At 57.4% G+C, this 21342-nt stretch carries 21 protein-coding genes and 1 pseudogene; 9 read left to right on the top strand and 13 right to left on the bottom strand.

Features of this window, described 5'->3' with window-relative positions:
* Positions 1–95 precede the first annotated feature (95 nt).
* Both THTE_RS16935 and THTE_RS16930 read right to left on the bottom strand, forming a co-directional pair.
* Complete coding sequence (locus THTE_RS16935) at positions 96–977, bottom strand: PSP1 domain-containing protein (RefSeq protein ID WP_095416552.1); 882 nt, start codon at positions 975–977, stop codon at positions 96–98.
* 77 nt (positions 978–1054) lie between these two features.
* Positions 1055–1705: a hypothetical protein gene (locus THTE_RS16930; RefSeq protein WP_095416551.1), complete on the bottom strand. Its 651-nt coding sequence runs from the start codon at positions 1703–1705 to the stop codon at positions 1055–1057.
* A 473-nt stretch (positions 1706–2178) separates the two neighbouring features.
* On the opposite strand from THTE_RS16930, the gene THTE_RS16925 reads away from it, so the two are divergent.
* Positions 2179–3576: a transglutaminase-like domain-containing protein gene (locus THTE_RS16925; protein ID WP_095416550.1), complete on the top strand. Its 1398-nt coding sequence runs from the start codon at positions 2179–2181 to the stop codon at positions 3574–3576.
* Between the two features lie 211 nt (positions 3577–3787).
* On the opposite strand, the gene THTE_RS16920 is transcribed toward THTE_RS16925, so the two are convergent.
* Both THTE_RS16920 and THTE_RS16915 read right to left on the bottom strand, forming a co-directional pair.
* Positions 3788–4777, bottom strand: a complete 990-nt coding sequence (locus THTE_RS16920; RefSeq protein ID WP_095416549.1) for a methyltransferase — start codon at positions 4775–4777, stop codon at positions 3788–3790.
* Positions 4778–4885: 108 nt separating this feature from the next.
* Positions 4886–5929 (bottom strand): leucine-rich repeat domain-containing protein, encoded by a 1044-nt coding sequence (locus THTE_RS16915; RefSeq protein ID WP_095416548.1) that lies wholly within the window; start codon positions 5927–5929, stop codon positions 4886–4888.
* Positions 5930–6599: 670 nt separating this feature from the next.
* On the opposite strand from THTE_RS16915, the gene THTE_RS16910 reads away from it, so the two are divergent.
* Both THTE_RS16910 and THTE_RS16905 read left to right on the top strand, forming a co-directional pair.
* The gene (locus THTE_RS16910; RefSeq protein WP_095416547.1) at positions 6600–7832 is read left to right on the top strand and encodes an LL-diaminopimelate aminotransferase; all 1233 of its coding nucleotides are present in this window, start codon (positions 6600–6602) and stop codon (positions 7830–7832) included.
* Between the two features lie 149 nt (positions 7833–7981).
* Positions 7982–8830, top strand: a complete 849-nt coding sequence (locus tag THTE_RS16905; RefSeq protein WP_095416546.1) for a 3'-5' exonuclease — start codon at positions 7982–7984, stop codon at positions 8828–8830.
* A 129-nt stretch (positions 8831–8959) separates the two neighbouring features.
* On the opposite strand, the gene THTE_RS16900 is transcribed toward THTE_RS16905, so the two are convergent.
* From THTE_RS16900 to THTE_RS16875, 6 genes are all read right to left on the bottom strand, one after another.
* The gene (locus THTE_RS16900; RefSeq protein ID WP_095416545.1) at positions 8960–10051 is read right to left on the bottom strand and encodes a hypothetical protein; all 1092 of its coding nucleotides are present in this window, start codon (positions 10049–10051) and stop codon (positions 8960–8962) included.
* 516 nt (positions 10052–10567) lie between these two features.
* Positions 10568–11689: a GTP-binding protein gene (locus THTE_RS16895; protein ID WP_095416544.1), complete on the bottom strand. Its 1122-nt coding sequence runs from the start codon at positions 11687–11689 to the stop codon at positions 10568–10570.
* 128 nt (positions 11690–11817) lie between these two features.
* Positions 11818–12981 carry a transglutaminase-like domain-containing protein gene (locus THTE_RS16890; protein WP_095416543.1) on the bottom strand — a complete coding sequence of 388 codons (1164 nt, stop codon included), beginning with the start codon at positions 12979–12981 and terminating at the stop codon, positions 11818–11820.
* A gap of 12 nt (positions 12982–12993) precedes the next feature.
* Positions 12994–13854: an MIP/aquaporin family protein gene (locus tag THTE_RS16885; protein WP_157732198.1), complete on the bottom strand. Its 861-nt coding sequence runs from the start codon at positions 13852–13854 to the stop codon at positions 12994–12996.
* A gap of 34 nt (positions 13855–13888) precedes the next feature.
* Complete coding sequence (locus THTE_RS16880) at positions 13889–14287, bottom strand: PadR family transcriptional regulator (RefSeq protein ID WP_095416541.1); 399 nt, start codon at positions 14285–14287, stop codon at positions 13889–13891.
* A gap of 252 nt (positions 14288–14539) precedes the next feature.
* On the bottom strand, positions 14540–15124 hold the full coding sequence (locus THTE_RS16875; protein ID WP_095416540.1) for an RNA polymerase sigma factor: 585 nt from the start codon (positions 15122–15124) through the stop codon (positions 14540–14542).
* Between the two features lie 318 nt (positions 15125–15442).
* Here THTE_RS16875 and THTE_RS16870 point away from each other — a divergent pair, with 318 nt between their 5' ends.
* The 6 genes from THTE_RS16870 (at position 15443) to THTE_RS16845 (ending at position 19736) form a co-directional block, all read left to right on the top strand.
* The gene (locus tag THTE_RS16870) at positions 15443–15718 is read left to right on the top strand and encodes a helix-turn-helix domain-containing protein (RefSeq protein WP_095416537.1); all 276 of its coding nucleotides are present in this window, start codon (positions 15443–15445) and stop codon (positions 15716–15718) included.
* Positions 15693–16055 (top strand): transposase, encoded by a 363-nt coding sequence (locus THTE_RS16865; protein WP_095416539.1) that lies wholly within the window; start codon positions 15693–15695, stop codon positions 16053–16055. The genes THTE_RS16870 and THTE_RS16865 overlap by 26 nt, the downstream gene beginning before the upstream one ends.
* 274 nt (positions 16056–16329) lie before the next feature.
* Positions 16330–17250 (top strand): RICIN domain-containing protein, encoded by a 921-nt coding sequence (locus tag THTE_RS16860; RefSeq protein WP_157732197.1) that lies wholly within the window; start codon positions 16330–16332, stop codon positions 17248–17250.
* Between the two features lie 696 nt (positions 17251–17946).
* Entirely contained in the window at positions 17947–18222 is a 276-nt protein-coding gene (locus tag THTE_RS16855; protein ID WP_095416537.1) for a helix-turn-helix domain-containing protein, read from the top strand.
* Complete coding sequence (locus tag THTE_RS16850) at positions 18197–18559, top strand: transposase (protein WP_095416536.1); 363 nt, start codon at positions 18197–18199, stop codon at positions 18557–18559. The genes THTE_RS16855 and THTE_RS16850 overlap by 26 nt, the downstream gene beginning before the upstream one ends.
* Before the next feature lie 274 nt (positions 18560–18833).
* Positions 18834–19736 (top strand): hypothetical protein, encoded by a 903-nt coding sequence (locus THTE_RS16845; RefSeq protein ID WP_157732196.1) that lies wholly within the window; start codon positions 18834–18836, stop codon positions 19734–19736.
* Between the two features lie 440 nt (positions 19737–20176).
* On the opposite strand, the gene THTE_RS16835 is transcribed toward THTE_RS16845, so the two are convergent.
* The 3 genes and pseudogenes from THTE_RS16835 to THTE_RS16830 all read right to left on the bottom strand — a co-directional run bounded on the left by THTE_RS16835 (position 20177) and on the right by THTE_RS16830 (position 21264).
* Positions 20177–20710 carry an IS630 family transposase gene (locus THTE_RS16835; RefSeq protein WP_157732195.1) on the bottom strand — a complete coding sequence of 178 codons (534 nt, stop codon included), beginning with the start codon at positions 20708–20710 and terminating at the stop codon, positions 20177–20179.
* Positions 20680–20928, bottom strand: a pseudogene (locus tag THTE_RS18755) (winged helix-turn-helix domain-containing protein); the annotation flags it as partial. The pseudogene THTE_RS18755 and the gene THTE_RS16835, both read right to left, overlap by 31 nt.
* A 12-nt stretch (positions 20929–20940) precedes the next feature.
* Positions 20941–21264 (bottom strand): helix-turn-helix domain-containing protein, encoded by a 324-nt coding sequence (locus THTE_RS16830; RefSeq protein ID WP_095416532.1) that lies wholly within the window; start codon positions 21262–21264, stop codon positions 20941–20943.
* Positions 21265–21342 lie beyond the last annotated feature (78 nt).

Raw genomic sequence — 21342 nt, 5'->3', positions numbered from 1 at the left:
AACCCTCCTTTCGGAGGGTTGATAGGGACATTTCTATTCACGCCGCAAGGGGTCATTTCTATTCACGTATGACACCCACAGACGCTGGCCATCTGTTACTCCACAGAGGCCGTCGAGTCTTCGCGCCCTGGTCCTTCCACCGCAGCGGTTTCCTGCTCGGTGGGCCTGGAAATCACCTGGCGAATCTTGTCTAAGCTGATAAGTTTCCTGACATGGTCGGCTGTCTCGACCAGCACCTTCTGAGCGAGGATCTCATGGCCAATCACTTCGCCTTCACCTTCGTCGGTGAGAACGCGGGAACCGACCGGCGGGAGTTTCTCCAGAAGCTCCTCGTACTGCTCGAACTCATACCGGAGGCAGCATTTCAGACGCCCGCATCGGCCGGAGATTTTCGCAGGATCCAGCGTCGCCTTCTGAAGTTTGGCCATCTTCATCGACACCGGCGGCATCGTGACGAGATGGTTATTGCAACAAACAGGTTTGCCGCAATCCCCGTAGTCTGCCAGCAGTTTCGCCTCGTCACGAACACCGATCTGACGCATTTCAATCCGGGTGCGGAATTCGCTGGCCAGACGGCGGACCAGTTCGCGGAAATCCACCCGGCCGTCGGCCAGATAGTAAACGATGATCCGCTCTCCCCCGAAGATGTGTTCCACATCCACAAGCTCCATTTGCAGCCCTAGCTCTTTGATGATCCTTTCGCAGCGAGCGATTTCATCGGGGGCCCGGCGGCGGATCTGCAGCGCCTCGCGTTCGTCCTCCGCCGTCATTTTCCGCACGATCTGCCCGCGCATCGGGTTGGTGAGAAACGACTCGGTGCGTTGACTGGATTCGATGAGCACCTCTCCGACTTCCAAGCCGCGGTCCGTCCGAACGATGACACGATCGCCGCGGACAAACGTTTCTCCCTCTCGCGCGGGAGTGAAAATGCCCAGAAGACGCATCGCGCCGAAACGCACAATGTAACCAGTAGCCATCGCAGGACCTGGCCTTTCTATTGAATGGTTTGAAGGACCATTGACATAGACCAAACGCTAATTTCAGGGAGGAACGATCACAGCGGCCAGAGCCGACTGAGAAGGTCGGCGACGACCGTTGGGTCTCGAAAAGCGCTGAAGGCGGTGAGGGAAAATACGATTCCCCCCAGCGCGACCAGGAAGATTCCCCTTGTGTTGGGGCGTACCTCCACGGTCGCCAGCCGCTTGCTCAGCGCCACTCCGAACCGCTTCCAACCCTGAAAGTCCTGCGTCGGACCTACTGCCGCCAGCGTGACATTCCGCCATGACGGCCAGGCGATGAGAGTGCATTGAATCCCTAAATTCGGCATGAGCAGGCAATCACCCGCCCACCGTGAATCTGTGTCGAGACTCACCGCGGTCTCGGAAATGATGGAACGCACCTGATGAATGGGGACGTTGAGGATGACGATTTTAGGGGGAGCCGTGAGGACTCCCAATCCCAGCACCAGGACCAGTAGAACGAGGGCAATCAACCAGACCGCTGATCCGTAAGCCGCATAAACAGAGAGGGGGAGGAACAGATCAACGGGACCCACGACGATCAGGCCGAGGATGGCCAACCCGAGCAAAATTCTGTCCTGCATCCCGGTCAAAAGCACGGGGCGTCTGACGAGGTTAAGAAACCCCATCAGCATCAGATAGACAGAAAGCGGCCCGAGGGCCAGAAACCACTGCCAGCCCGTCATTTATTCCCATCCGATACCACAACCGGATTATTGTCAAAGTTTATTCCGCGTGTTTTTATTGTAATCGGTCAGGACTGGCTCCGTCGAGGACCGTCGTCGCTTGGAAACCTCCGCCCTTCTGAGCTTTTTCCAAAGAATACTTTGCAACTCATCTTGGTCATGATATTGGCCTGTTCGAGTCATTCCATCCGCGGCGATTTTTCGCCCGAGTGCCCGGCGACCCCTCCAATCCGTACGGAACAATCGCTCTTTTCTGACAGAAACTCCTCGTTTTCGTGTCCGCTCTCTGAGGAATGTTCGATGTATTTGGCTTAGACTGCTTATCCTTTTTGTATTTCGTCGTTTGCCACCTTTCTGTTTGCGACCTACGTTTGCTTGGAGACCTGGGAATCGCTTCGCAGGGAATTCTTTACCAGTTGCTGCATGCCTCCAGAAATAGGCCCACCATGAGAGACGCTTCCGCGAGTGGCATCATGAAATCCGTCGCTGGCTGTGGCCGTAGGATCGGTTCGGGACTGGCCGCGGCGGTTCTTTTCGGCGGCTTGGTGCTGGGACTCGGCCAGCTTGCCCATTCCCGCTCGGGGCTGCCGGTCGCTTCGCAACGCGATGGGACTCCACCCGGCGGTAACGCACCAACAAATCACCAGGAAAACTACTCGGCGGCCGAGCTGACACCCCGTTTGGGCGGCAATCCAGGGGGAACTACCGCAGGGGCAGTCGGCCTGGCGGGAATGAAAAAACCGCATTTTCTCCGGGAGCTCAACGGAAGCTCCAGAAGCAGCGTGCAGGCCACCGCGATCTCGGCAGATCTGCTGGAGCAACTGCAACAGCGTGCGGCGGATTGGAGCCCCTGCCCACTGAGTGAGGACGAATGGCGCCTGGTGCAGGATTGCGAGGACCAGCGAATGGAGGATTTCTCGTTCTTTCAGGCCGTTCTCGTGGCGGGCGGCACTTCGGCATGCGAAGTTGCCGATTACCAGCGAATCTTCGACAAACACCTAACTACGGTGAAGGTCGTCGCCCGGCAGTCGCCAGATGAATTTTCGGCAATCCGCAGCGTGTTTGGCTACCTTCACAACAAGATTCTTACGGGCGGATATCAAATCGATGCCACAAACCCGGGCGTGACCTTAAAAACGGGTCGCTACAACTGCGTGAGCGCGGCCATTCTTTTCAAGCTTCTTGCCGAGGCGGCCGGATATCCCACGAGGATTCAGCAGCTTCCCACCCACGCTTTTTGCCGCGTGGAGACGACCTTTGCCTCAATACCCGTGGAGTGCACCGCGCCGCGGTGGCTGGATGAAGTGTTTCGCATGCCGCAATTCCGCCTGGCGACGAGAGGGCCTGCCCTCAGTACTGAAGACGAGACTGAGAGAGAGGATTTGAGGAGACTGGTTTCTACCTCCCGGGCCACGGAACGCGACTGGCAGCTCTATGATCAGGGACGCACGATGTCGGAAACGCAGATTGTGGGGACGATTTATTACAACCGTGGCGTGGACGCCCTCTTTGCGCACCAGTTCGACCGGGCCCTTTATGCCAACATCATCGCGTTGCGTCTGGACCCCACAAATCAGTCGGCGAAAGATAACCTGCTGGCCAGCCTCAACAACTGGGCGATTGCGCTGGCCGAGGCCGGGCATTTTTCCCAGGCTGCCGAGAGGCTGTATTGGGCACTGCGATGCGCCCCCAACTCCCAGCCCGTTCAGGCCAACCTCACGCGACTGTTCCGCCAGTGGAAGGCCACCTTGACCGGGGAGGGGCGTTCCACCGAATTCCGTGCTGAGGCCGAGAAGGGCCTTCGCGAGCTTTCCTCGATCCCCGGCACGGAGCCTGTCCAGGAAAACCTCCGGGCACTTCTTGGAAAGTAAAAAAGAACTTTTTCCGTGGGTTTGGCCGGGCGGAAAACTCCTGGCTGCGAAGTGGCCCGCGACACCAATCCTGGCGGAGTCCCTTTTCCATGCGTCGGTCGGCGGTCGATCCGCGAACATTTCCAACTTTTGAAATAGGCAGCCCGCGGGAGCCGTCCGTCGCCCGGTGGTGGCCCTCATAGGTTACATCCACCGCCTGGCGATTGCCCCTCTAGCGGCGATGGGCAAGGATGACGCTGTTCATGTTTTCCGTGCGAATCCGCAAGTGAGGTTCCGAAAAGCCGGCGGCCATCAGGTCTTCGCGGTACTCGTCCAGCGTGTATGTTCCGCCGGCAGGTGTGTTGACGAGCATGTTGATGGCGAACAGTGCACCATCCACGGGGGATGTGCGGCTGGCGTCCATGACGATATCCCGGATGGCGATCTGTCCTCCCGGCTCCAGGGCCCGATACACTTTCCGAAAGAGCTCGCGGTTCTGTTCCCGCGAGTTCTGATGGGCAATCGCGCTGACCCAGACGAAATCCACTCCCGAGGGAAGTTCATCGCGATAGAAGTCGCCCACCACGAATTCCACGCGGTCTGCCAAAGCTGCCTGTTCGGCCTTCTGGCGGGCCAGCGAGACCGCATGGGGCAGATCAAACAGAATGGCCCGTGCTTCAGGGATCGCGCGGAGAAAGGCAAAGGTCCATGTTCCCGGGCCGGCGCCCACGTCCAGCATTTTTTTGAACTGAAGCGGCAGGAGTTGCCGCACCACATCGTCGGCCACCTCGCGCGAGATGACATCCATGGCCAAAACGAAAGCCTGAAGGTCTCCGTCTGGCCCGCGAATTCCCGACGTTTTGGGAGCAGGAAATCCCGCTTTGGCCGCCCAGGCCAACTGAGACCATCCGCGCATCATGGACATTCGGTGCCGCAACATGGGGATGGCTGTTTCCGGGCTGTTTTCACTGAGGACGGGCCGCAGTTTCGGGGGCACAAAATACCGGTCCCCCTTTTTCTCCAGGACCTCCAATGCAGCAAGCGCATCCGCCAGCACCTGGATTCCCCGCAGCGAGGCGTTTGCCTTGCGGGCCAATTCTGGGACTGTAATTCCCTCGTCCGGAATCAGGTCGAACAACCCCAATTCGGCAGCAGCCCCCACGACTGCCGTCGGCCGAAATCCATCCGTCATATCAAGGATCCACTTCTTTTCTGGCAGCATGGCTATTCCTTTCTTGGTGATAAGCTCTATGGGGCGATAGGGCGCTAATAGGCCCCGACCCCGTTCAACATTGCCGATGATTTTGTGTCTCAATAGACTATCGCGGCGTCACTGGTTGTTCGGCGAGTTCTCCTCCACCTTGGAGATCACCTGGCAGCCCGGCAGGGCCTGACGCAGCTTTTCCGCCCCGGCTTCGGTCACTTTCGTCCGGGTGACGTGGATAGTTTTCAGTTTTTTGAGGCTGAACAAAGGTTCCAGCCCACCATCGGTGATCGCTGTGCGTCCGAGATGAAGGAATTCCAACTCTGTGAGTGCGGCCAAATGGGGCAGGCCTGCGTCGGTGACTTTCGTGTTATCCAGGTTGAGCCATGTGAGTTGCTTCATTTCGGCGAGGATAGGCAAGCCTGCATCCGTCACCTGCGTGCTCCACAAATTCAGTTTGGCAAGTGACGGTATTTTAGCCAGCTCGGAAAGTCCGGCGTCGGTGACGGCCGTCTCGCTGAGGTCGAGATCGGTAAGTGCGCTCAGCGAGGTGAGCGCGGCGAGGCCGCGGTCGGTGATTCTGGTGCCTCGCAGCCGCAATCGTTTAAGGGAGTGGCACTGGGCGATGGCAGCGAGGCCTGCGTCGGTTACCTTGGTTGCTGTTAGGAAGAGTTCTTCCAACTCGGACAGCCCTGCCACGTGTTTGATCCCGGCGTCACCGATCCCCGTGTTATCCAGCCCCAAGGTCTTGAGAGATTTCATTCCGGCCACCACGGCCAGGCCGTCATCCGTGACTGGGCAGCCGGTGAGGCGGAGCGAGCGGAGGCGTCGCGCTTCTTTGAGCGGCGCCACATCGGCATCGGTGAGCTTGGCGGTTCCCGCATCCACCGCGATCAGATAGCCGTCGTCATCCAGCCGGCATTTGGCCCCTTTTTTCTCGAGGGATTCCGCAAGGGTCCCCTGGCCTGTCCGCGGCGGACCCGACGAGCTATCGAGCGTCTCCGTCTTGGCTGCAGCGCGCGGGGCCTGTCCCGGCGGTTGCGAAGACACAGCCGGAGATTTCGGCTCGTTTCGGGGACAACCGGCCGCGAGAAGCAACACAAAACTCCCCACAACCGTCCAGCCCATCGTTCGCTTAATCGAGAATGGCCAATTTTGTCGGTGGTGCATGGGATGTCTCCTCGGTGATCAACTGTCGCGGCGCCAATACGCGTCATTACACTGTAAAAGAGGCGGTGTGACAACTCGGGATGGATCGTCCTGGGTTTGCGAACGGACCTGACAAGCAGGTCCCTCCGAGAAATCGTTCGGAGGGGCACGCTTGTCGTGCCCGATGAGGAGGCATGGGCGATCAATTGGTGCTCATCGGGCCCGACCAGCGGGTCCCTCCGACGTTGTAGGGGCAATTCATGAATTGCCCCTACCGTGCAATCGGCGGAATGTAGACCTGACAAGCAGGGCCCTCCGAGAAATCGTTCGGAGGGGCACGCTTGTCGTGCCCGCTGGATCAAAAAGCCACCGCCAAGCGGAAATTTTTTCGGATGCCAGGCGTCGTCCTTGCCTGTGGCGCCCCACTGCTACACAATACGGGGATGAGGCGCTTATCTCGATCATGGTTTTCAACCACCTGCCAGCGTCGAATCTGTGCTCCGTCGAGCACGGTCCGTCGAAAAGGATGGTGGTTGAAAGCTGCACAGACCCTGGCGGAGTGTCTTTCGGTGCCCAAGTTGCACTGTGCAAAATAAGGACCGTACATTTCGTTGCCGGAAGGATGAATTTAAGCTAAAAGACCTTACCAATATCATCGACCAACTGGCAAGCAACATCCGGTGTCCAAGCGATGAGTGATCCCTATTTCCAAAAACTGTTTGCCCAGCGAATCGGCGGCAGCCAGTACGGCAAGGGAACTGAGATCTACAAGTTTGAAAAAATCAAGCGTGCCAAGCGGCGCGTGCTGGCCGAGCATCCGGAAAGAAAACTCATCGATTTCGGGATCGGTGAAAACGATGAGATGGCCGACGAGTCGGTCCGCCGTGTGATGGCGGAGGAGATCAACAAGCCCGAAAACCGAGGTTACGCTGATAACGGGATTCCCGCCTTCAAGGAAGCCGTGGCACGGTTCATGCTTCGGGAGTTCGGTGTCGAGCTGGACCCGGTGACGGAGATCAACCACTGCATCGGATCGAAAACCGCCCTGGCAATGCTTCCCGCGGCGTTCATCGATCCCGGAGACGTCACTCTCATGACGGTGCCCGGCTATCCTGTGGCGGGAACGCACACCCGGTACTACGGCGGGCAGGTCTATAAACTGCCACTTTTGCCGGAGAATGATTTTTATCCTGATCTCGATTCAATTCCCGCGGACGTATTGAAGCGGGCCAAGCTGCTGGTGTTGAATTATCCCAATAGTCCAACCGGCCAGGTGGCAACGGTGGATTTTTACCGACGGGTCATCGACTTTGCCCACAAACACGAGCTTGTCGTCATCCAGGATGCCGCCCATCTCATGCTGAGTTATCGGGATCGCCCGCTCAGCTTCCTTCAGGTACCGGGAGCCAAAGAGGTCGGAGTGGAAGTCCATTCCCTGTCCAAGGGATGGAACATGATCGGCTGGCGGTTGGGATGGGTTTGCGGGCATCCCAGAATCGTTCAGGCCTTTGCCGACATCAAAGACAACTGTGATTCAGGGCAGTTCATCGCCATCCAAAAGGCCGGCATCGCGGCGCTGGACAACCCGGAAATCCCTCGTCGGACTCGGGAGAAATACCGCCGGCGGTTGGAGAAACTGGTGGCCACCCTCAAACGTTGCGGTTTTCAGTGCGAAATGCCCGGCGGAACGTATTTTCTTTATGTCAGATGTCCGCGGGAGATTGCGGGACAGCGCTTTGAAACGGCCGAAGACCTGGCTCATTACCTCATTACCGAACACTCCATCGTGACGGTCCCCTGGGATGACGCCGGTCCCCATCTGCGGTTTTCGGTGACGTACCAGGCCGCGAACGAAGCAGAAGAAGATGCCCTGATGGAAGAGACGGAGAAACGACTGATGGCTCTCAATCCCAAATTTGACTGATTGTTTCCGGATGCCAGTACGTGTACAAGGAATCGTCGGCTCGTTTCCTTTAACTCGTCTGAAAATCGGTGCCGCTGTCCACACAAGCTGGTCAGGCACCGCTTCGCCTATGACCGCTGATCGCATTCCCAACGCTGCGGAGAATCGCCATGGCCCACGACATCCGCTATTTCGTGTTTGATGTAGAAAGCGTGGCCGACCCTGATCTGGTGGCCAAACTCCGCTATCCTCATGAGGACATCGAGCCCGAAGAGGCCGTCGAGCGATATCGGCACGAGCTTATCGAAAAATATGACAGCGATTTCATTCCCTACACCTACCAGGTACCTGTCGCGATTGCGATCGCCAAAGTAACCGAGTCGTTCCGCCTCGTGGACCTGGTAGTGCTTGACGAACCACAGTTTCGGCCGCACGTGATGACAGATTTGTTCTGGCGAGGGTGGGAAGCTTACAAGCGGCCAACATTGGTCACCTTCAACGGCAGAGCGTTCGATATCCCTCTTCTGGAGCTGGCCGCCTTTCGGTACGGCATCAGTATTCCGGGGTGGTTTCAGATCAACGCCCGGGCCATGGATCAGCCCCGCAACCGCTACAACACACAGTACCACCTGGATTTGTGCGAACTTCTCACGAACTTCGGCTCAACACGCTTCAGCGGGGGCTTGAACCTGGCGGCCCATCTTCTCGGCAAACCAGGCAAGATGGAAATCGTCGGACACATGGTCCAGGACCTCTACCGTGAGGGGCGGCTCCTCGAGATTAACGATTACTGCCGCTGCGACGTGCTCGATACCTATTTCATCTTCCTGCGATCGCGTGTCCTGGTGGGACAGTTGACACTCGAGGAAGAACACCAGCTTGTGGAGGAAACGAAATCCTGGCTGGCCGAAAAGGCCAAAACCGATCGCGCCGCCCGCATGTATCTGGAACACTGGGGCGACTGGCACAATCCGTGGCAGGAATCCTCAGACATCAAACAGGCTCCCCAACGCGCGTAAGACTTGTCCACGACGCGGGGTACGTGGGAGAACACACTGAAATGATCACGTGGGATGATCAGGTTCCAAGTGCTTCCGCATTCAGGTCTGCGGAGCGGTCCCACCGCTCTGGGAACGCAATGCGGCAGCTCACGGCCAGGCGGGTTCCCATGGCCAGTAGAGCCGCCGTTTTTTCCCAAATCGCATTTCCATCCCGATGGTCGCGGAGAACTGATGGGTCACGTTGAATCGAGAAGGAAAAATGATTTGATCCACGAACTCAATCCGGAAGACCGGACCTGAAACGGGGCGAAATTTGAGCCCGAGCGCTAGCGGCATGGTGAAGTATGTTCCCTCGTAACTTGTTCCCAGAACATCGGTAAAGTCGATGTGCGTCATCCCCACGCCCCAGTAAATGTAGGGCTGCCACGGATCGTCTTTGGAAGCAAAATAAAGTAGCCCCACGTCCCAGCCTACAGATCGGGCCCAGCGATCCCGGCCGGTATTCAATCCTTGGGCCTGGGCCGTTGCGACGGCAGATGGATGGTCCCACAGGTCGATGCTGCCCACCGAAAGACGCGTTTCCACCCCATAATGGGGGTGCCAATCCCAGCCCAGCCGCAGACCTCCCCACCAGCCGTCGCGTTCTTCCACCCAGTTGTCTACAAGCTCGGTGCCCCAGGCATAGCCCAAAAAGATTCCGGTACTTACCGGGCGCTCGATCCAGGGTTCCCACTTCCCAGCCGATTGCAATCGCGACACGGTTCCTCGCAGAATCCTGCGGACAGGACCGCCTGGGGGGCAGCAGATGACGGATGATGGTGATTCTGCGATGGAAAGACCGTTCTGGGCCGCCGCCACGCCTGCCATCTCGAAGGCGTGGGTCCCCACCGTAGGCGCCTCCTCGAAGGTGTCCCTTTTTCCCAATTGGGCGGATTGTGGCGGCTCCAATTGCGCCAGGGGTGGCACGGCAAGGAGGGACTGAGGAGCAGGCTCCTCGGCAGAGGTCAAAACCTCGCCTGTTCCACCGGAAATCCATACCCAGCTTTCTTCGGAGGACGCCCCAGACGATGTGATGCTGCCCGGTGTGGAGTGAGAGAGCGAGCCGGTCGCGGCAAGGTCCGTGGCGACCTGTTCAGCAAAAGCCAAGCCCCAGATCGTGACGCCAAAGATGACAAGGGATACCACCCACCGCCGAGGAAAAACGCTCTGCTGCCGCGTCTCAGCTCCGCGCGCGAACATCCCTTGCCCACCCGGCAGTGTGGGGAAATGGCTAAACAACTTTCGGAAATAGTGCGCCGGTCGCGTGGTATCCACTCAAATTGGGCACCCGCAGACAATCGATATTTTCTCATAAAACGGCGGGATTATGAGAAATTGGACTCAATGTGTCAAGAGTTATGCGTGCTGAGTCATCCCCGCATCCCCGCTTTTCCTCTGTCGCGAGTAAGCACTCCGCACCTCGCGGAGACCTCTCGCGCGAGTGAAATTCAGCTTGGAAGGACTTGCCCGTCGGGCCCACATCGCGACGTTGAACAACGCAATTCACAGGCCAATCTTTATCTGCTAAGTTCGATGCCCGTATAACCATATTGGCAATTCATGAATTGCCCCTGCGACACACCGAACCTTTCGCTTCTTACAGCCCCATACAAAAATGGGGATGTGCCGGTTAAGCGTGGGGCTGCTCTATTAGGAAGATCGCCAAGTGCCGCAGAATTCGCTGGGAGAGGGCAGGAGGCCATTGGAGGGCAGCTATCACACGACCCTCTCGTAGCGATTTGTGGGCTGCGGCCTTGCAGGGAAGAAGCTGCGCATATTGGTGATCGTCAGCTCGATTTGATGGCTCGCGGCAACGCTTCGTAGCGATTCTTCCACAATGCCGGAGAGCGTGTTCGGTTGCACATGCACCCGCGCATTGATTAACAGCGATACCGCATGCTGTGTCCGGTCAATGTGTCCCCGGACGGAGACCGGGCTGTCGTTGCTCGTGATATTCCCCGCGGTCGAAGCTCCACGGTTCCAAAGGAAGAGCTTCAGATGGGCGATTTCGGCGGAGTGGTCGCGCAGCTTGGCACGGATGGCCTCCAATAACTGGGTGGCGAAGGTGCCCCAATCCAGATCATCATGGGATCGCAGTTTGGCCGAGGCGTTCATCCATCCCAGTGCGGCCTCGCCGGCGGCATACGTATCGTAATCGACGGCGGCAATGCGACGGCCCGCGCCTTGATCCTGACTGACGAAGTCGAGCCAGGCGTCCACCCCCTCGCCGGTAAGGGCCGACATCGCAAGCAATGGCACATTGGGAAATCGCTCCGCCAGCAACGCCTTGATTTCGCACAACTCGCTCGGCGAGAGCAAGTCGGACTTATTGAGTACGATGAGATCGGCTTCTTCGAGCTGCTTGTGGTAGATGTATAGAACATTATCCGGGAAGCGGGCCGGTGGCGCAACATCGCCCGATGTTTGTAACTTGGCCAGACTGCGGAGTTGCTTCCCATCGACGAGTACCGAGAATGGTGCGATTTCAAACTTGTCCGGATGACGGTCTTTGAGGGGCTGTATCACCGTGGCCGACAGATCGGTGCAACTGCCGACCGGTTCGCCCAGCACGATGTCCACATTTGACTCCCGGATGAGCCGCTCCATCGCGGCGATCATGTCGGGAAAACGACAGCAGAAGCAACCACCAGCTACCTCCTCAACTGGCGTCCCGGTCTGCCTGAGTATTTCTGTGTCAACCAGGTCGGCTGCTTGGTCGTTCGCCACCAATCCCACGCGCTTGCCCTGGCGAGTCAGCCGAACCGCCGCTTGGGACAGGAGTGTGGTTTTGCCGGCGCCGAGAAAACCGCCTACAAGGATGAGTCGAGTCTTGGACATGTGTGACGTCTCCTAATACTACAGCGCAGAGTTACCCAAACACCACAATGCACCCACCACATGTTGTGCTGATGTGATTGCTTCGGCCACAAGATGCTGAGCCGATCCCATAACGCTGCGCTGTGGTACTAATCCCTGGCATCGTCAGCCAATGAAACACGTTCTAGACTGGTGAAATCCTCGAACGGATCGGTTACGGGTCTGTCCGGCGCGTAGTGGTGGGCGGTCATCCATGCGAATGTCCGTTGGGTCTTGTTGGCCGGATCGGGCTCAGGTAACGGGACGCCATCGGCTTCCGCATAGATCGTGCGCACCACAGGCACTCGTTTGCTAGCGGGTGGCGCCAACTGGTAATCCGTCCCCCTGGTCTGGAGGAACCACGTGTTATCTCGGAAGCCCGCCAGTAGCCGGTGGAGGGCGGCCTTCGTCAAGCGATCCTTGCGAGTGGAATCCATGTGAGGATCGTTCTGGATGGCTGCAATTAGCTTCTGGGTTTCCGACACGTCGAAGCTGACCCAGCCATATGGCGGCAGAAACACTTCAAGTTTGCAGTGCGATGGGGAGTTTTTCGGGAAGGTGTTGATGCCGTATGTCACGCGGGTGGGATACCCCATGACGCGCCCCATCGCCGCGCAGAACCCGTGGTAGTCGCTGCAATGCCCCCGACGTTTTTCTAAGCCGTGGACCGAACTCGCCTGAAGAGACGCGTCCGCGTGGTCATACTGAAAGTTCTTGATTACCCAGGTCATGACCGCCCACATGTCGCGTAGCGGATTGCCTCGCTGCGGAACGATCTGCAAAAAGAGGGCCTCGAACCGATCGTCCACTACTACCGACTGGCTTTCACCTTTCCGATAACGGTCGAAGGAGGCAGGCCACTGGCTGACCGAAATGACTCGGTCAGGATTCAGGTTCCATCGCAACTCCCAAACCTTGATCTTAAATTGGTGCCGGATAATCAGGGCGCCCTGCGGCTCGGTAAACTCGAAGTATGCGAACTTGTTCCCAAACATTTCTTCTTTCGCAATCGATGGCTCAACCTTAACGGGAAACGTGGTGAGCTCCCCTTCGGTGACTTCTTGCCCATAATCCGATTCCGGCAGCGGCAACCAGACCTTGAGCACCTTGGTCTTGTACGGCGCGGTGACCACGACCCTGAAGTCGACCTTATAGGTTACGGGGTTGGACCGCACCGCCTGGTAAGGAGCATCGGGGTCGAGCGTAGACTGTTCCGCAGCAAGGGCAGGAACGCACATCGACGTAACCCAGCAAAGGAGCAAAAAGCGTGTCATTCGTTCCACCTCCTAGCTTGAAGCATCGGGTTTAGCGGGATGTAATACTCGGTCATACAAGTGAGCCCCAAGGATGGCGCCCATCAGGGGTGCGGCAATGTAAACACTGAAAAATCCGGTTGGCGTCGGACCGGGCAGGGCCACTTGGCCCCAGCCCGTAAGGAATGCAAACAACCTTGATCCAAAGTCCCTTGCCGGATTGAAGCAGGCCTGTGTCAACGGGGCGATTACCGAAATCAGCGCTACGACCATCAACCCGATCAAGACCGGCGCCAATCGGCCTGGACCTTCCGGGTTCCGCGGATCGGTAACGGCGAACACCACCACCCCCAGGATCATAGTCCCCAGCATTTCGGCCAGAAACGCCGCAGACTCGCTGACCAGTGCGTTGAGCCTTTGGGCCGCTTCGGGGGAATAGGGACCACTCGCCGTCGCCAAGGGGCCGGGACTGGGAAAGTACTCCCCGTAGCACATCGCGGTCACCTCGCTGCCTGGCTGCCCACGCACAACACCTTTTTCTGCTTCCTTGGCTGCCAGCCAGGGAGAGAAAATGAAAAAAAGTGTCCCTGCGGCCACAAACGCTCCCACCAGTTGGGCGGCCACATACGGCAGGACCAGCCGCCACGGAAACCGCCCTTTGGCGGCAAACGCCAACGTGATCGCTGGGTTGATGTGCGCACCACTGATGGGTCCCACCACATAGATCGCCAGCATGGTGGCTAATCCCCAGACGACGGCCACTTGCCACAGGCCGCTCTGCGAGCCCGTCAGCACGGCGCTACGTACAACACCGTAGCCCAAGAAGAGCAGGAAATATGTGCCGAGGGATTCGGCGGGACATTTCTCGGCGGTGGTCAGATTGAGAATGCTCACGGAAGTACGCCTCCCGACTGGACTTGCGATGGCATTACGAGCGCGGGGCCTCTGCTGTTTCCGCCTGCTTCTTTACGGCGATCCGCGCCGCGCCGAGCAGATCGTTGATTCCGTCACGGTAGCGCTGGAGCGTCTCAACCCACTGGGCAAGACAACGCAATCCATCGGGTGTTATCGCATAGCGACGTCGGGCAGGCCCCCGATGTGCAAGGTCCCACGATGATGCGACAAGCCCCCTTTCTTCCATCACCTTCAGAAAGCGATAGATTCCCGACATATCGGGCTTCTGACCGCCAAGAGAAAACCGCTCTCTGACCCGCGCTGCCAACGGGTACCCATGAATTGTTCCTTCGGCCAGCACGATCGGAACGGCAGGCTGGATGAGCCGGTCGAGGGTACCCCCAGCACATGGACAATCTATGAAATCAGGCATTAGAGACGCTCCCTTATCTGAGTAACACCAATAGCGCGCTCAAAGAGGATACCTGGCTGCACCCTCGCGTCAATCTCCCCAGATCACCTGAGGTGGCTGGCCAGTACCTCTGCCGCGCGGGGCAGATGTTGTAGCGTCTTCACCGGCCAGCACAACCCGCAACGAGTTAGTTCACGCGAGCAAAGAATTTTTCCGCGTGCAATAGACCGTGCGGGTTCACAGCAGGCTGGAATAGTTTCGGTGCCACGGATGTCACGCGGTGGGTATCCGGCGAAGTTTGCTGCGTGCCCGGCTGAGAATCGGCCCGATGCTATTGGTGGGAATGCCCGTGATTTGACTGATTTCCTGGTAACTTTTCCCTTCGAGATGGTAAAGCCGGACGATCGTGGCCTCCTGTCCGTCCAGCATTTGAAGGAGGCGTTCCGCCTCCTCTCGATTGGCGATCCGGTCTTCTTCCGGCCAGGCCACCGGCGAAGGGACTTTGGAAGGCGCCGCTGGTTCTGAACGGCTGGCACTCTCATGAGTTCCCGCAAGCTTGCGCTTCTGAAGAGCACGAACAACCACCCGCCGGGCCACCACACAGAGGTAACTGGCCAAGCTGCACCGACCGCGAAATTTGCGCAAAACAGCAAAATCGTCTTTAAGAAGGGTAAGAAAGACCTCTGAACAGAGGTCGTCCCGAAGTTCCGGCGTCATCCGCAGCCGTCGAGACTCGGCTGTGTGATTGATTACGTGAATGACCAGCCCGAGGAACCGGTCAACAAAGTCTTCCCACGCCCGCGGCTTCCGCTCCAGACAGCGTTCCAGGAGATGGCGGTCAATTTCGGAGAGAACCACTCTTGTTACACTCCCCTTCTCGGCTCGGAACACCTGGCCCGCTGACGTCGCCCAAAATCCCTCCCTGGGGCAATTTCATGCCCTCTGTTGGATTTTAAGCACGGACGCATCCCGCAACAAGAGAAATTACACGCAGTCTGACCCATTCGTCGGGTGCCGTCTACGCTGAAAGGACTAAGCGGGCCAAATCAATGTTTGCACAGTTGGTGAAATCTGGCATATTGCGGCGTCACAGGAAAATTCTGGGATTCTGTTGCATGGGTGGAATGGGATAGGATGCATGGTCGTTTCTGTTCCCTTTTGCCAAGGAGGGTTGCCATGCGAAAGAAGTATATTGTCCGGCTGACCGAGGAGGAACGTCAGAAATGTCAGGAGGTCATTCGCAAGCTGAAGGCAACGAGCCAGAAGGTCCGTCGCGCTCAGATTCTGCTGAAGGTGGATGCGGACGGCCCAGCCTGGACGGACCAGCGGATTGCCGAGGCGTTCGGGTGTCGGCGACAGACGGTGGAGAAGATGCTTCAGCATTTTTTGGACCAAGAGCGACTGAGCGACGGAGAGGGCGGCGCTTTTGGACGGGCGTTACGCGGACTGTGAGCGGATCGCGCTGATCTGCGACAACCTGAACACGCACACGAAGGGGGCGTTTTACGAGGTGTTCCCAGCGGAGCGGGCTCGTCAGTACGTTCGCCGCATTGGGTTTGTTTACACGCCGAAACACGGCAGTTGGCTGAACGTGGCGGAGTGCGAGCTCGGCTGTTTGACCCGGCAGTGTCTGGCGGGGCGTCGTGTGGGAGAGTTACGTCTTCTTCAGGAGGAAATTACGGCGTGGTCGGTAAACCTCAACGCTCGGCAGCGCGGCGTCGACTGGCAAATGACCGCGGAAGACGCCCGCTGCAAACTGAAGTCTGTGTATCCCAAAATTAGGTTGTGACGGAGCACTAGTTAGGCGCGCTCGTGCAGATTGCCATCCCCCTTTAGGGGTATTACGCCCGTAGGGTTTGCACGTTACAGTTGTGGCAAGCGGATATTTCGCGTTCGCTGTGGCAAAATCGCATCGCTCTGACTAAAATATCCCCGGGCGGGCTAGGGAAGCTAGCCCCGAACCCGCGGCTGCACCACGCGGTGCCCGCCCCTTTGTCTCGCGGTGTATCCTGGTGCGTGAGGTGCACACGTATCTCAGGACGCTGTTAGAAAAGGGGACAGCCATGCTGTGGATTGTGCTCTGTGTCACCTTGGCCGTCGTGGAATCCGGCGACTGGTCGGCGATCCTTCGGGCTCAGCAGCTTTTCCATGAACTTTACGGCAAAAAAGCCGAGGCTGCCAAAACACCACAAGATAAGGTCTTATTAGCTCGCGCAATTTTTGAGTATGCGAAAACAGAGTCTAATTCTGAACTCCGTCGCATTGCTGCGGAAGAAGCAAAGCGGCTGGCCATCGAAGTTAGGTACGCTCAATTATGCTACGAGATCGCGAAGTTGCAACGCCAGTCCGACGACTCCGATCCATTACTGGTTGATAGCGATTGCGATCGTCTATGGATTCAAGCAGAACGTACCGAACGGCTTGAACAATTCGACCTTATGTATGAATCGATATCCAAGTGGCTTTGCGTCTCTTCGCCTCCGCAACTGCTTTCCAAAAAGTGGGAAGAGCGAACAGCAGAGTTCCTGCGTCGCTTCCCTCCTCCGTCGCGCCCTTTACCACGAGCGATCTATTCATTGCGAATGCCACTAGTGGTGCTCAATACGTCCACGGGTCTTGTGCTTAATGTCAACGGAGGCAGTCGTTCGCCCGGCGCAGACATAATTATTTACGAGCTGCCTGCCGAGACAAACGCCCAGTGGTTAATAGAGCGAGGGGCAGCGTCATCAGTACGTATTCGTAACGTAAATTCGGGTTTGTTTTTGACGGTTGATCCAAATGCTGAGTTTCGCGTAACGCAAAGGATGGAACAAGACGAATGGTCCGCATGGCAGCTTGTTCCTGTGCAATCCGGATTTGTTCTTATCAACTACGCATCTCAGCTGGCATTAACTCCGTCAGGAAAATCTTCGACAAGCAGAGTTATTGTCGCGCCCTGTGATCGTGAAGATCAGCGTCAACGGTGGGCACTGGTGCCTCGATAAGTCCCCACCACAAGTGCTTGTTACGCTTGCCAGCGCCGGGAAGGTGAATTAACGGAGGCCTGTGCCCATCTAAAACACGAAGTCGTCCGTCCACAATATCAAAATGCGCGTTCGGAGTTGGAAACATCCATGTGCACGGCAGATTAGCGAAGAGATGCCATTCCGTGTGAAGTCTTACTGTGTGATTCGGTTCTCAAGGTAAGCAATTTGCCATTGCAGTTGGCCGTTGGTCGTTAAACATGGCGCTCCGACGGACACCGCTTGCGTACGGTGGCCATGCACCTGTCTTAAGCTCCAAATGCATGGATTGCAACCCAGCCAGAGATCGCTGGACCCATTCACGGGACCCAATCCACGTTCCAGCGTTCAAAAATCGATGAGTGCCTTGCGTGAACATGTTCCGAAATCTGCCGTCATGCACAGGCCAGCAACAGTCTTCTGTTCCACAGACGCCCGGACTGTTAAAGTCTAAAGTCTAAAAACGTGCTTATTATCTCCTCTTCTTTGCCGACGACAAAACCATCCACACCGTCAAGGTAAGCGACTATCCCGTATTCGGGAGGCAGGGCTTCCACGAGCTCCTTGAGTCGGAGTAGTGCTCCGTCACAGGAATATTTTGGGATTGTGCTCGTGGGTGGGATGGGATAGGATAGGATGGGTGGTCGTTTCCGTTCCGTTTCGTCAAGGAGGGTTGCCATGCGAAAGAAGTATATTGTCCGGCTGACCGAGGAGGAACGTCAGAAATGTCAGGAGGTCATTCGCAAGCTGAAGGCAACGAGCCAGAAGGTCCGTCGCGCTCAGATTCTGCTGAAGGTGGATGCGGACGGCCCAGCCTGGACGGACCAGCGGATTGCCGAGGCGTTCGGGTGTCGGCGACAGACGGTGGAGAAGATGCTTCAGCATTTTTTGGACCAAGAGCGACTGAGCGACGGAGAGGGCGGCGCTTTTGGACGGGCGTTACGCGGACTGTGAGCGGATCACGCTGATCTGCGACAACCTGAACACGCACACGAAAGGGGCGTTTTACGAGGTGTTCCCAGCGGAGCGGGCTCGTCAGTACGTTCGTCGCATTGAGTTTGTTTACACGCCGAAACACGGCAGTTGGCTGAACGTGGCGGAGTGCGAGTTGAGCTGTTTGACCCGGCAGTGCCTGGCGGGGCGTCGTGTGGGAGAGTTACGTCTTCTTCAGGAGGAAATTGCGGCGTGGTCGGGAGACCTCAACGCTCGGCAGCGGGGTGTCGACTGGCAAATGACCGCGGAAGATGCCCGCTGCAAACTGAAGTCTCTCTATCCCAAAACTACCCTGTGACGGAGCACTAGTTAGGTGCGCTCGTGCAGATTGCCATCCCCCTTTAGGGGTATTACGCCCTTAGGGTTTGCACGTTACAGTTGTGGCAAGCGGATATTTCGCGTTCGCTGTGGCAAAATCGCATCGCTCTGACTAAAATATCCCCGGGCGGGCTAGGGAAGCTAGCCCCGAACCCGCGGCTGCACCACGCGGTGCCCGCCCCTTTGTCTCGCGGTGTATCCTGGTGCGTGAGGTGCACACGTATCTCAGGACGCTGTTAGAAAAGGGGACAGCCATGCTGTGGATTGTGCTCTGTGTCACCTTGGCCGTCGTGGAATCCGGCGACTGGTCGGCGATCCTTCGGGCTCAGCAGCTTTTCCATGAGGTTTACGGAAAGCGAATCGAAGCGGCCAAAACCTCAGCGGAGAAGAGTGCCCTGGCGCGAGAGATTCTTGAGCTAGCGAAGAAGGAGAGCGACTCGACAGCGAAGATGGTCGAACTTGAACAAGCGAAACGTCTCGCGGTAGAAGCGCATGATCTTGCAATTGCGATCGAAGCGGTGCGACTCATAGCGTCGCAATCACACAAAGACGAGCTGTCAGATGATGAGCGACTCCTTAAGGCGGAGCAGGTGTGGCGGGAGGCAGAAAGCAAGACCGGCGTCGACAAGCTGTACACGCAGTTGGACGCACTTCAGGAGTTTTTCCGAGTTTCATCCCCACCGGTTCTCGTTAAAAATAGGTGGGAGCAGAGGATAGAACAGGTCACGTCGGGTGGTGGCATCGTACTAAAAGCAAAGGATGCCAAGCTGGTTGGCCGGCATCTGGTGTACGTTTCAAACATCGATCGGATTACCGGCTGGTCTGAGCCGAACGAATACGTCGAATGGCATGCTGAGTTACGATCTGGTACCTATGAAGTGAGTATAGAATACACCGGCCCGTGGAGAGGGCCACTGTCTGTCTTCGCGATTGGCGTCTTCCGCAACAATTCCAGGATACCAATTAGCGCGAGGTTTTTTTCCTTGGAAAAAACCGAGACATGGGATTCGGCCAAGACAATCACCGTTGGTTGGGTTCGTGTGCCTAAATCCGATAGCTATACTGTCCGCCTTTGGATTGTAAGTAAAGACAAGGATATGCGCCCTGGGTATCCGACGATTGATGTCAAGTCAATTCGGCTCAACGCGACAAAGTAGTGGCTATGGCTTGCGGATAAGAAAGCTTCCGCATTCTTCCCTCAGTGATGCACTCGATGGTTAGGTTGTATTCGCGGCAAAACTGATCGACGGCTGGCCTTACCTGAATCCAAGGATACCGTTCTGTCTTCGCGTAGTCGTGTCCAGCCAACACATCACCAAGTGCAACCGTCGGCCAAACTGCTTTAGATCACGCAAGACGATATCCCGTCTGTGGCATGCGTCCAAGTAGACGAAATCAAATCGACCTGGAGCTACGATGCCAGCGACATCCTTTATCAGTGTCCCGATAATCTTGATTTTTGGATTGCCGCCAAATCGCTGCACAACCTGTTGCCACACTTTCTCGCCAGATTCCCAGTCGAAATACGGTGGGTCGCCACTACCGCCGCCCGGATATGGCCCCCAATAATCGATAAGGTAGAGGCTTTCTACGGTCTCTAAGCGGCAGCTAACAAAGGTTGCACAGTTTTCAGGTTAAGGCGGAAGGGATGGTCGAGTTGGCGATTGATGCTGTGGATGGCTCCCAGGATAGCGTCTTCCAGATTTTCCACAGTCTGGAAGTAGTAGTTGTGGATCGCGGACCGCTTCAAGTGGCCCCAGAAGCGCTCGATCAGATTGAGGTTGGGCGCGTAGGCTGCGTTCCAGATCACACGCACCCGAGGGCGCTGCGACTGAAGGAACTCGCGCACCGCACGGGTGTGGTGGATCGAACAGTTATCCAAAAACAGGTAAACCCGTTCCTGTTCCGCGTAGTGCTTGCCCGAGAGGAACTTGAGGAAGTCCAGAAAGTCGGCGCCGCACTTCTTGGCCGTGAGCAGGGCCGTCACTTCGCCGCTTACCGCATCCAACGCGCCGAAGACCGGCACGCGGCGATTCTGACCGGCCGAGGGCACGATCACCCGCTCGCCCGGCGGCGACCAACACTGGCACAGCCCGGGGTTCAGGTGGAATTCGGCTTCGTCGAGATACAAGAAGGCCCAGCGGCCGCGGCTGAGGATCGTTTTTTTAAAGCGCCGTTTCGCAGGCGCTTGGCTCGGGCCACATCCGCAGGGTCCTGGCGATGGGCCAGATCGAGCTTCGGTCGCCCCCAGCGAAAGCCCAACTCGGCCAGGGTGTTGCGGATCGTGGCTGCTCCCACCTCCACGCCAGTCGTCCCAGCCAAATGCCGGGCCAGCAGCTCGGCCGTCCAACGCGTGAAGTCCTATCCCAAGTCGCGGGGATTCTCTCGGGCAGCTTCGTCGGCGGCTTGGCGAAACTCGGCCCTCACCTTGGGCGGCCGACCAGGGCTCTTCCGGGGCCAGAGACCTTCGAGCCCCTCCTGCTCGAACCGATGCAACCAACGCGACACCACCGAGCGGTCGCGACGGACGATCTCGGCAATTTCGTGCACTTTCCAGCCCCGCGAGGAGAGATCGACCGCCTGGGCACGCAGGAAAACCCTCGCATTGGGCGGGTTGCGCAAGATGGCGTCCAGCCCACGGCGTTCGGCACGCGACAGCGGACGTACAAAATACGGTGCAGACATGGTTTCGGCCCTCCGTGATCTCAGACCATGTCTATATACCAGATTTCACCAACTGTGCAAACATTGATTTGGCTTGCT

Origin of the sequence: Thermogutta terrifontis, from assembly GCF_002277955.1 — a bacterium.
GTDB classification, from domain to species: domain Bacteria; phylum Planctomycetota; class Planctomycetia; order Pirellulales; family Thermoguttaceae; genus Thermogutta; species Thermogutta terrifontis.
This window is presented reverse-complemented; position numbering and strand designations above follow the sequence as displayed.

Coding starts and splice junctions, on each gene's coding strand:
- THTE_RS16935 (WP_095416552.1), bottom strand. CDS start 977: ATGGCTACTGGTTACATTGTGCGTTTCGGCGCGATGCGTCTTCTGGGC.
- THTE_RS16930 (WP_095416551.1), bottom strand. CDS start 1,705: ATGACGGGCTGGCAGTGGTTTCTGGCCCTCGGGCCGCTTTCTGTCTAT.
- THTE_RS16925 (WP_095416550.1), top strand. CDS start 2,179: ATGAAATCCGTCGCTGGCTGTGGCCGTAGGATCGGTTCGGGACTGGCC.
- THTE_RS16920 (WP_095416549.1), bottom strand. CDS start 4,777: ATGCTGCCAGAAAAGAAGTGGATCCTTGATATGACGGATGGATTTCGG.
- THTE_RS16915 (WP_095416548.1), bottom strand. CDS start 5,929: ATGCACCACCGACAAAATTGGCCATTCTCGATTAAGCGAACGATGGGC.
- THTE_RS16910 (WP_095416547.1), top strand. CDS start 6,600: ATGAGTGATCCCTATTTCCAAAAACTGTTTGCCCAGCGAATCGGCGGC.
- THTE_RS16905 (WP_095416546.1), top strand. CDS start 7,982: ATGGCCCACGACATCCGCTATTTCGTGTTTGATGTAGAAAGCGTGGCC.
- THTE_RS16900 (WP_095416545.1), bottom strand. CDS start 10,051: ATGTTCGCGCGCGGAGCTGAGACGCGGCAGCAGAGCGTTTTTCCTCGG.
- THTE_RS16895 (WP_095416544.1), bottom strand. CDS start 11,689: ATGTCCAAGACTCGACTCATCCTTGTAGGCGGTTTTCTCGGCGCCGGC.
- THTE_RS16890 (WP_095416543.1), bottom strand. CDS start 12,981: ATGACACGCTTTTTGCTCCTTTGCTGGGTTACGTCGATGTGCGTTCCT.
- THTE_RS16880 (WP_095416541.1), bottom strand. CDS start 14,287: ATGCCTGATTTCATAGATTGTCCATGTGCTGGGGGTACCCTCGACCGG.
- THTE_RS16870 (WP_095416537.1), top strand. CDS start 15,443: ATGCGAAAGAAGTATATTGTCCGGCTGACCGAGGAGGAACGTCAGAAA.
- THTE_RS16860 (WP_157732197.1), top strand. CDS start 16,330: ATGCTGTGGATTGTGCTCTGTGTCACCTTGGCCGTCGTGGAATCCGGC.
- THTE_RS16855 (WP_095416537.1), top strand. CDS start 17,947: ATGCGAAAGAAGTATATTGTCCGGCTGACCGAGGAGGAACGTCAGAAA.
- THTE_RS16845 (WP_157732196.1), top strand. CDS start 18,834: ATGCTGTGGATTGTGCTCTGTGTCACCTTGGCCGTCGTGGAATCCGGC.
- THTE_RS16830 (WP_095416532.1), bottom strand. CDS start 21,264: ATGTCTGCACCGTATTTTGTACGTCCGCTGTCGCGTGCCGAACGCCGT.